The sequence below is a fragment of the Bacillus cereus group sp. BfR-BA-01381 genome, from assembly GCF_022663555.1.
In the GTDB taxonomy this organism is placed as follows: domain Bacteria; phylum Bacillota; class Bacilli; order Bacillales; family Bacillaceae_G; genus Bacillus_A; species Bacillus_A pacificus.
Genome location: NZ_JAKUFR010000137.1, coordinates 1 through 8,532, shown reverse-complemented (window position 1 = coordinate 8,532; position 8,532 = coordinate 1). Strand labels below are relative to the sequence as shown.

The window sequence follows — 8,532 nt, the reverse complement described above, 5'->3', positions numbered from 1 at the left end:
CAACAGGAGTAACAGGAGCAACAGGTCCAACTGGAGTTATTGGCCCCATAACAACAACTAATTTATTATTTTACACTTTTTCAGATGGAGAAAAACTTATATATACAGATTCAGATGGGCTAGCTCAATATGGTACAACTCACATATTATCTCCTGATGAGGTTTCGTACATTAATCTGTTTATTAATGGAATACTTCAACCACAACCATTATATCAGGTTAGTACTGGTCAGCTAACTTTATTAGATAATCAACCACCATCACAAGGTTCTTCAATTATTTTACAATTTATCATTATTAATTAAAAAAGACAGATTCTTAAATAAAAAGGATCTGTCTTTTTGCTCTACATTAAAGTAGTTAAAACTAAGTGACGATAAATTCGATTGTAATTGGAATTCCGCCGTCTAATGCATCTCCGCCAGGAATTGTAATAGCACCAGTAGGTCCAGTAGTAACACTGGAGTTCACACTAGGTTGAAGAATGCCGTTTACATATAAGTTATAATACGTAAAAGTCGGAAAAGCAGTTGCAGTAGTACCAGCATCGTTTAAACAAGCTGTAGCAGCAATTGCAAAAGCTGCACCAGTTCCGGTTCCAGCTCCTAGTGTAGATGTGAATCTTCTGGATGCCATAAATGGTTGAATAATTGGCAATTAATTTTCACTCCCTAAATTATTTTTTGAACAAAGTATGGGATAACTTGTCCAATATATTGTATGAAAGTTTTTGATAATAGAAACGGCTTCATGATAATAGAAGGAACACAATTTTAGTAAAGGTATTGTTGTTAATTGGTGGTTATATGCCAATGTTTAGTTTTTATACTCAAGTTAAAATGTGCTTTTGAATCTAAGAGATAAACGTGGAAAAATAAAATAAACTCTTAAGTTTAGGTGTTTAATCTAAGCAGTCAATTATTAAAAACATATAATTAATATGTGAGTCATGAACATAATTAAATAACGTTTTAAAGTTTAATTATCATTCATGTTTCCTATTTTAAGTGAATTAAACCTATGCACAATTGTATAGCTCTTATAATAGGAAGACACTCAAATATAAAATAAGTAAGGAGGAAATAAATGTCACATAATAATTGTTTTGGTCATAATAACTGCAATAATCCGATTGTGTTCACTCCAGAATGTTGTAACAATCCACAAACAGTTCCAATTACTAGTGAGCAATTAGGTAGATTAATTACTTTATTAAACTCTTTAATTTCGGCAATTGCAGCGTTTTTTGCAAATCCAAGTGATGCAAACAGATTAGCTTTACTCAATTTGTTTACTCAGCTATTGAACTTACTAAATGAATTAGCACCTTCTCCAGAAGGAAATTTCTTAAAACAATTAATTCAAAGTATTATTAACTTACTACAATCTCCTAATCCAAATTTAGGTCAATTACTTTCTTTATTACAACAATTCTTCAGTGCTCTTGCACCATTCTTCTTCTCATTAATTATTGACCCTGCAAGTTTACAACTTTTATTAAACTTATTAACTCAATTAATTGGTGCTACTCCAGGAGGCGGCCCAACAGGTCCAACAGGTCCAACAGGTCCAGGAGGAGGAGCAACAGGTCCAACAGGTCCAACAGGTCCAGGAGGAGGAGCAACAGGTCCAACAGGAGCGACAGGTCCGACAGGTCCAACAGGCCCAACAGGCCCAACAGGAGCGACAGGTCCAGCAGGTACTGGTGGCGCAACAGGTCTAACAGGAGCAACAGGTGTAACTGGTGCAACAGGCCCAACGGGAGCAACAGGTGTAACTGGTGTAACTGGTGCAACAGGCCCAACAGGAGCGACAGGAGCAACAGGTCCAACAGGAGCAACAGGCCCAACAGGAGCGACAGGAGCAACAGGTTTGACAGGAGCAACAGGAGCAACTGGTGGTGGAGCTATTATTCCGTTTGCTTCAGGTACAACACCAGCTGCGTTAGTTAACGCATTAGTAGCAAATACAGGAACTCTTCTTGGATTTGGATTTAGTCAGCCTGGTGTAGCTTTAACGGGTGGAACTAGTATCACATTAGCGTTAGGCCTAGGTGATTATGCATTTGTAGCACCACGCGCAGGAACTATTACGTCATTAGCAGGTTTCTTTAGTGCAACAGCTGCATTATCTCCTTTATCACCTGTTCAAGTACAGATACAAATATTAACTGCACCTGCTGCAAGTAATACGTTTACAGTACAAGGCGCACCACTATTATTAACACCAGCATTTGCTGCGATAGCAATTGGTTCTACAGCATCAGGGATCATACCTGAAGCTATTCCAGTAGCAGCTGGGGATAAAATATTAGTATATGTTTCCTTAACAGCAGCAAGTCCAATAGCAGCAGTAGCTGGATTTGTAAGTGCAGGTATTAATATCGTCTAACTTGTAACAATGTCTGTTTGAAATGTGAACGGACACTTGTATATGGCCCTTCCTAATTTTATTAGGGAGGGCCATATTTTTGCGGGGAATAGGTAATAAATTAATTGGAAAAATATGATTTGTAATTTATGAAATAAGTTAATGAGCTTGCAATATTCCACATACATAATAAAGGCTGAACTCTATTAAAAATAGAATTCAGCCTTTCAATAAACTATATACTAGGGGAGTAAACAGTTTATTGTGAGTGATGAAATTTCATTGTCCAAATAAACTATTTGTTTTTATTACAGTTACATCCTTTTTTCTTTACATAGCCTTGCTCGGCTAAGTCTCTTTGTGATTGGGAATTGGAAGATTGAGAATTTGAGGATTGAGAGGATGCTGATGAACTACTATTTTTATTATGAGAGTAGTTTTTTCGGTAGTTATAATTACTCATAGTACTATCACCTCCAATTAAATATATAACTATTATATGTAGCTATTCTATTAATTGTTACGATAATAAATAGGAATGGGTATACAATAAAAAAATCTCCTACGTATTTTCCGAGGAGATAAATAATTGTCCTTTCATAATATAAATTAATATCCCCAGTAAAGAGGAAAATAATATGAATCTTGGTAATATAAATTTTGTTGTGGATTAGGAGGATGAGTTGCAGGGGGTATCGTTCCGCGGTTCTGATTACAATTTGCTGGAGGGCCAATTACTGTAGTGGATTGAATAGGGGATACCGCTTGTTTCCATTGTTGTTCATTGAGACAGTAAGTATGAGCCATTATATTAGCGGGGGTTAATCTTAAAATATCAGAACCAAAAATAACTTCTGGGGTTGGGGCGTCAAAAATAGCTAATAAATGAGTGTTATCTGCTGTAGCAATTTCGTAATGCCACCACGCTTGTGGAATGTTGGCAACTTGCCCCGGTTTTATTGGTAAGTTTAATATTTGATTTGTAAAAGGATTAAGTAAAGAAACAACCGCAGAGCCTGAAATGCAGTAAACAAGTTCAGCTGCATTTTGATGTATGTGAGGCTCTACAACATTTCCTGTACTTAAATAGATATCTAATAAAGAAGTGTTTTCTAACGTATTTAATTGTTTCACGCCAAGTACGTTTATATAATTTTGAGCATCTTTCTGAAAAAAATTACTTCTATTTAAATCATGAGTGAAGTTGGTTGAGGGGGAAGTGTAATCGATATTGGAAGTCAATTGTATTACCTGCCTTTCTATTAGTAAGTAAGGTTACAAAATTAGGATATGTGTCTAGTGTTTGTTATGTGCAGTTGTTGGTATCATAATAAATTTGCCTATCCCACACGAAATATGGGTTATTTAAGATAGTTTTTGCTGAATAATTAATTGTGGTTTAGCGGTATTGGCATAATTGAGTCACTCTAATGCCAAGTTTTGTTTTAGACCAAAATGGATTTCTATGATGTCAAAATGAGATACCTTTGTTTTAAGTGGAACAGGTATAACATTTATTTTGCTTTTTTCATGTTATGTGTAATGTTTGGAAATGCAGAGAAAGTAAAATCAATAATTGTAGCACCATCTGGTAAATAAATAGGTTGTAAATCTGAAGTATAAGCCGTTATGGTATTTTCAAATAGTTCATACGATACTAGATTTTGGAACGCAATTGTATTTGTAGTTAATAAATTGTTATTCACAATTGTATCATTCATTATTTTATCCGACTTTAATGGGCAGTAAGACCCCCACTTCAAAATTCAGCGAAAGCAAAGAAGTTAGGTGGGGGGCGGGCTGCCCATTAAAGTCCGATTGGTTCAACTAATAATCAGTGGGGGATGAAGAAAACACCCACTGATTACAGTTTCACTTTATATGGTGGTTAATCTTGAGAAACTTATGCATTTAGCATTTAAATGTAAAAATATAAAAAACGCATTTCTGAAGAAATGCGTTTTTTATTATTTTTCTAACATTTCAAGAGGTACGTCTTTTTCGCCGGCTACCTCAAATTTAATTTCCCCGTCTTCTTCATAAATACGTGAAATAATCGGTATAGTAATCATTAATTTTTTATGCTGCTTTCGCTTTCGAGCGGCATCTAAGCTAATCACGTTCATTATAAGCATCCTTTCTTCTAAAAATATATAAACAAAAGAAAATGCGTCCGGAAAGGGCGCTTAATTGAATTTGAAATACCGATTCATTTAAATGAGGTTTATATGATTTAACAACTGCAATTGAATTAAAAATAGTATGAATGGAATAATTGCACGTAGAAATTAACTTTACCAAAAAACGAAACAATATGCTATAAAAAATTTCAAATCTTTATCATATAACGAGAAAAAGGTTTTCGTTTCGCATATAATGAAAGTAGACGGGCAACGAGAGCTTTTTCATCATATTGCTTTGGAAAGGCGATGAAAAGAATGGATACGTTAGATTCATTATTATTTCAACTTGAACAATATGGAGAAGAGCATGATCGAAATAAAAAAACACGGGAAGAAAAATTACGGAATATTTCTCGTGAGATGGGGCAATTTTTATCAATTTTAGTAAAAGGGTGTAGTGCAAAAAACATTTTGGAAATTGGAACTTCTAATGGTTATTCTACATTGTGGTTAGCTAATGCGGTAGAAGAAACTAATGGAAATGTAACAACTGTAGAACTTTCTTCAGAACGAGTGGGAGAGGCACTTGCCAATTTTGAAAAGGCAAATCTTTTACAAAGGATTGATGTTCACAATCAAGAAGCAGGAGCATTTTTAGATTCACAACTAGATCATTCATTTGATTTTATTTTCCTAGATTCAGAGCGTACGCAATACATGTGGTGGCTGGAGCATATAAAACGCATTTTACAACCAAAAGGTCTTCTTGTTGTCGATAATGCTACTTCTCATGCGAGTGAATTAGTTGAGTTTATAAAAATGATTGAAGAAGATGAAATGTTTGAAACAGTATTATTGGCATTTCAAAATGGTGCATTTGTAGCGCGTAAGAAGAAATAGACTGTAGCGTAATATAATTATCACATTGAAAAAGCGTGTATGTCAAAAGATTGAGTGCAGTAGTATGGGAAGGACGTAATTTATATACGTAACATACGAAGAATCCGCCTTCAGCATGTCGGTCTCTAGGTCTTAAGTCTGAGGAAAATTATGTTGTTTACAGGTATACTTATAGTAAGAAACAGGGAATGACTGCATAAGCAGGTATTTCTTGAAAATTGATTTCATATAGGCTGTTTGCAAATGAAATACAATATATTAGATGAAATATAGTGCACATAAATTCGCACATATAAATAAAGGAGCGATTTTGTTGACTGAACTCGAGAAAAAAGAACCCGTATCAATTGTGAAAGATAATAATGTAGAAGTAGTAGTTGATACAGTTATAAAAGATGAAGAACTTGATGAATTAAACAAAGAAGCTGATCTTTATGTACAAAAGTTGAATAGCGAGCAAAATACAGATTTATCGAAAGTATTGTCTCAGCTAGGAGATTTAGGGGATAAAGAACAGCAAGCAGCAGGACAAACGCTATCAGCATTAAAACGTCCTGTTACAGCGATGATGAATGGAAAGAATGAAGAAATTCCAAATACATTGTTAGAATTACGCAAAGTAGTATCAGAGCTTGATCCCAATTCACTAAAAGCAAGTGGTATGAAGAAAATTATGTTTAAAGTATTCAAGAAAAATCCACTTGAAACATACGTGCATAAATATCAATCTATAGATAAGCAAATTGAGGAGATTATAAGATCACTTCTAATTGGTCGTGATAATTTACAAGAAGATACAGTTGGTCTTGAAATGCTTAAAGAGCAATCACACGATAAAATTCACGCGCTTGATAAGCAAGTATACTTAGGGAAAAAACTTGCTGGCATGCTGGAAGCTGAGAAACAAAATCCAGAACGTCAAAGGGATATTCCATTAATTAATGATGCATTAGAAAAGATTTTAGTGCGTACGCGCAATATGCAGCAAGCGAAAAGTGTGTTATTACAATCTATCGCATCAGTAGACATTATTAAGAAAAATAATGAAAAGTTAACAGAGGCAATTCGTAATGCAATTACGATGACACAAAACGTTGTAACAGTTTCTGCTGCTATCCAGTTAGCATTAACAAATCAACGTAAAACAATTGATGCAGTGAATGCAACAAATGAAGCAATTGAGTCTATGGTATTAAGTAATTCTCAGGCATTAAAACAAAATACAGAAGAAACAACGAAACTTCTTGAAAATCCTGCAATTAGCATGGATAAATTACGTGAATCATTCCAAAACGTATTCGCTGCGATTGAAGCTTCTGAGAAATCATCAGAACGTATTATCGAGTCAAGTAAGAAGTTTGTTATTGAACTAGACACATTTAACGATGAGATGAAGCAGAAACTTATTCAGCGTCCAAGGAAATAGCAGACTTTTAGAGGAGGTGAAAAAATGAGTTTCATTCAAACAGTACTAGTACTGTTAGGTACATTACTTTTAATCGCATTTACTGTCGTTGTATTAGTTGTATATTTCGGACGAAAACTGTATTTTTCGTGGACGAAGCCATATAAAAGAGCACACGATTCTTTAGATAAGTTATCGAATAAATCATTACCGTTTCTACAAGAATTTACACAACATCCACTCTTTTATCGCTGGATTCGTACGGAAGGAAAGAAAGAACAACATATATTAAACACGCTTTTCTGTGCATCGGGTCAACGTACGAGAGAGCAAGTATTCTCAATGTTACCGAAAGAAAAACAGAAAAAAGTACATGTAATGGCAAAAACAACGAAAAAACTTACAAATGAAGATATTGATGTAGCGGCGATGAAAATAAAAGATTTTTTAAGACAAGAAACGCAGCAAACAGTAAAGCCGACAGACTTATCGTTTTATAAATTGTATTTTTATGATCGATATCCAGATGCATTAAATACAATTCAAGCATATAAACGCTCAATAAATCCTTCATTACAACGAACGGTTGATGATATTACAATTTCAGTATTAAATGCTTTGCCATATTATCAAGAGCAGCGTATGTTTGAACAGCAACATAAACTTGAAACGTTCTTAATGAAAGATTTAACGGCGATGCTATCGTTAGTCGTACAATTACCACCTTCACAACGACCAGAAAAAGAAGAAGAGTTAAAAATCTACTTGCAAAATTTCCAAAAAGAAATGGAAGAAGTAGAGCGAGATATTCGTGACTCGATTGATCACGATTTGAATGTGAAGATGAGAGCAGCGACTGAGAAGTTTAAGAATAAGTAGAAGAGATTTCCTTGGAAGAGTTGGTACGTCCAGCTTTTTTGAGGGGATCTCTTTTTGTTAGAAAGTATCCTGCGATCAGAAATTACAGAATTAGTTGAAGTATTAATAAGTAAGGAAAACCCTTTTTTTATGATTGCATAATTGTTATACTGACAAATGTTGAAAATGTAAGATTCTATAAGAAACTCGTTTAAATAGTCAAAAACATGTATAGATAACTAGAATGGATCTTACGAAATACATAGTAGAGGAGTACATTTTTATAGTGGATACTTTGTTAATGTTTATTGGAATGATTGCTTTAATTGGAGCTATCTTATTTTTCATTGCGATGTTAGGAACGTTAATTATAAAGAACTATCGTTCGCGCTTGAAAAAATTTGCTATTATTTTTGGTTCATGTTTATCTGTGTTTATCGTTTCTTTAACATTAAGTCATATTTTTTATCCAATAACTGCAGAACAACAAGCTGAGATGGATAAAAAAGCTGAAGAAAAGAAACGGTTAGCGGCTAAAAAAGAAGAACAACAGAAAGCAGAAAAAGTAGAAGAAGAAAAAAATCCTGAAAAGGCGAGGAAAGAAAAAGAGAAGCAATTAGCAGAAGAAGAAAAGAAAATGAAACAAAAAGAAGAAGCAGATAGGTTGAAAGCAGAAGCAGAGCAACGCAAGAAGGAAGAGTCGGAAAAGAAAAAAGCAGAAGCAGAGCAACGTAAAAAAGAAGAGGAAGAAAAGAAGAAAATAGAAGAAGAGAAACAGAAAGCAGAAGCAGAGGCGCGTAAGGCAGAAACACAACAAAAGGTGTTGGAATCAAATTATAGATCAGCATATGCTATTCATAGTAAAAAACTAACAGA

General features: G+C 34.3%; 8 protein-coding genes and 2 pseudogenes. 6 read left to right on the top strand and 4 right to left on the bottom strand.

Annotated features, from left to right (window positions below; genetic code table 11):
• Positions 1 to 305 (top strand): DUF4183 domain-containing protein (locus MR079_RS26685; protein WP_242294944.1); only part of this gene is annotated, 305 nt, incomplete at its 5' end.
• Positions 306 to 366: 61 nt separating this feature from the next.
• Here MR079_RS26685 and MR079_RS26680 read toward each other — a convergent pair.
• The gene (locus tag MR079_RS26680; protein WP_001121647.1) at positions 367 to 657 is read right to left on the bottom strand and encodes a DUF4183 domain-containing protein; all 291 of its coding nucleotides are present in this window, start codon (positions 655 to 657) and stop codon (positions 367 to 369) included.
• A gap of 429 nt (positions 658 to 1,086) precedes the next feature.
• Here MR079_RS26680 and MR079_RS26675 point away from each other — a divergent pair, with 429 nt between their 5' ends.
• Positions 1,087 to 2,391, top strand: a complete 1,305-nt coding sequence (locus MR079_RS26675; protein WP_242294943.1) for an exosporium glycoprotein BclB-related protein — start codon at positions 1,087 to 1,089, stop codon at positions 2,389 to 2,391.
• Between the two features lie 588 nt (positions 2,392 to 2,979).
• On the opposite strand, the gene MR079_RS26670 is transcribed toward MR079_RS26675, so the two are convergent.
• From MR079_RS26670 to MR079_RS26660, 3 genes and pseudogenes are all read right to left on the bottom strand, one after another.
• Positions 2,980 to 3,612 carry a cupin domain-containing protein gene (locus MR079_RS26670; RefSeq protein ID WP_242294942.1) on the bottom strand — a complete coding sequence of 211 codons (633 nt, stop codon included), beginning with the start codon at positions 3,610 to 3,612 and terminating at the stop codon, positions 2,980 to 2,982.
• 180 nt (positions 3,613 to 3,792) lie between these two features.
• Positions 3,793 to 4,103, bottom strand: a pseudogene (locus MR079_RS26665) (ubiquitin family protein); the annotation flags it as partial.
• Positions 4,104 to 4,337: 234 nt separating this feature from the next.
• The gene (locus MR079_RS26660; RefSeq protein WP_001100983.1) at positions 4,338 to 4,496 is read right to left on the bottom strand and encodes a hypothetical protein; all 159 of its coding nucleotides are present in this window, start codon (positions 4,494 to 4,496) and stop codon (positions 4,338 to 4,340) included.
• 303 nt (positions 4,497 to 4,799) lie between these two features.
• On the opposite strand from MR079_RS26660, the gene MR079_RS26655 reads away from it, so the two are divergent.
• From MR079_RS26655 to MR079_RS26640, 4 genes and pseudogenes are all read left to right on the top strand, one after another.
• Positions 4,800 to 5,393 (top strand): O-methyltransferase, encoded by a 594-nt coding sequence (locus MR079_RS26655; protein WP_029141122.1) that lies wholly within the window; start codon positions 4,800 to 4,802, stop codon positions 5,391 to 5,393.
• A gap of 313 nt (positions 5,394 to 5,706) precedes the next feature.
• Positions 5,707 to 6,819 carry a toxic anion resistance protein gene (locus MR079_RS26650; RefSeq protein ID WP_000137402.1) on the top strand — a complete coding sequence of 371 codons (1,113 nt, stop codon included), beginning with the start codon at positions 5,707 to 5,709 and terminating at the stop codon, positions 6,817 to 6,819.
• 24 nt (positions 6,820 to 6,843) lie between these two features.
• Positions 6,844 to 7,677 (top strand): DUF3974 domain-containing protein, encoded by an 834-nt coding sequence (locus MR079_RS26645; RefSeq protein ID WP_242294941.1) that lies wholly within the window; start codon positions 6,844 to 6,846, stop codon positions 7,675 to 7,677.
• A gap of 265 nt (positions 7,678 to 7,942) precedes the next feature.
• A pseudogene (locus tag MR079_RS26640) lies at positions 7,943 to 8,532 on the top strand (hypothetical protein); the annotation flags it as partial.